2 protein-coding genes are annotated in these 1,016 nt (G+C 71.1%); one reads left to right on the top strand and one right to left on the bottom strand.

The features are described 5' to 3' along the window. Positions 1-380, bottom strand: a 380-nt coding sequence (locus ACWDX9_RS63675) for an MFS transporter (protein ID WP_449973509.1), incomplete at its 3' end; no start/stop codon positions are given. Between the two features lie 69 nt (positions 381-449). Between ACWDX9_RS63675 and ACWDX9_RS63680 the strand changes: the two genes are divergently transcribed. Beyond that, positions 450-932, top strand: a complete 483-nt coding sequence (locus ACWDX9_RS63680) for a MarR family winged helix-turn-helix transcriptional regulator (RefSeq protein WP_449973510.1) — start codon at positions 450-452, stop codon at positions 930-932. Positions 933-1,016: the final 84 nt, after the last annotated feature.

Raw genomic sequence — 1,016 nt, forward strand, 5'->3', positions numbered from 1 at the left:
CGCAGCCGCTCCGGCCCGGGCACCGCGGCCGCCACCAGCCTCGGCACCGCCGGCAGCCCGAACGCGACCGCGACTCCCGCCAGCACGGCCAGCACAGCCAGGTGAGGCACACTGGCGGCACCGGTCAGCAGCTCGATCGCGATGGCGGCCTGCGTCAGGCCGCGCACCAGGTCGGTGACCAGCGCCAATCGCTCGGGTCTGACCCTGTCGGCCACCACCCCGCCCACCGGCAGGAACACCAGCAACGGAATCGCCTCACACGCCAGCACCATGCCGACGGCCCCGGCATCACCGGTGGCGCGCAGCACAGCGAGGGTGATCGTGGTCGGGATCAACGCGGTGGCCAGGGCGGACACGGCCCGGCCGATCAGCAGTCTCATGGTCCGCCAGATTATTTCGCCAGCTAATATTTCGTCAACTAAATACTCGCTGGCGTATCGTTGCTGTCTGTGGACTCAGTGGATCGTCATCTCGCCCGGTGGCGGGGCAAGGCGCCGTACGACGAGCGGGTCGAGGCGGTCGTGACGCGGATGCAGTTCCTCGTCAAGCACCTGCGCCAGACGAAGGAGGCAGCGCTGGCGCAGGTGGGGATGCAGGACTTCGAGTTCGAGACGCTGCACCGCCTGGTCGCCCATGGCGGGTCCGCGACGCCGTCCGAACTGGCGGACGAGCTGATGCTCTCCCCCGCCGGGATGACCGGGCGGCTCGACACGCTGGAGAAGTCCGGGCTGGTACGGCGGCTGCGCAGCGCGGAGGACCGGCGGCGGGTGGACGTGGAGCTGACCGACAAGGGCCACGAGCTGTGGCTGGAGGCCATGCGGATCCGGGCGGAGGTGGAGGCGGAGATGGTCTACGTTCTGGACGCGCAGGAGCAGGAGACGCTGGACGGGCTGCTCGGCCGCCTCTTGGAGAGCGTGGAGTCGAACCGCTGACCCGCACTTCCCCGGGGGGGGGGGGGGGCGCCCCGCAAAACCGGCCCCCCCCCACCACACCCCCCCCCACCCCCCCCACCCCCC

The sequence above is a fragment of the Nonomuraea sp. NPDC003201 genome (assembly GCF_053590415.1).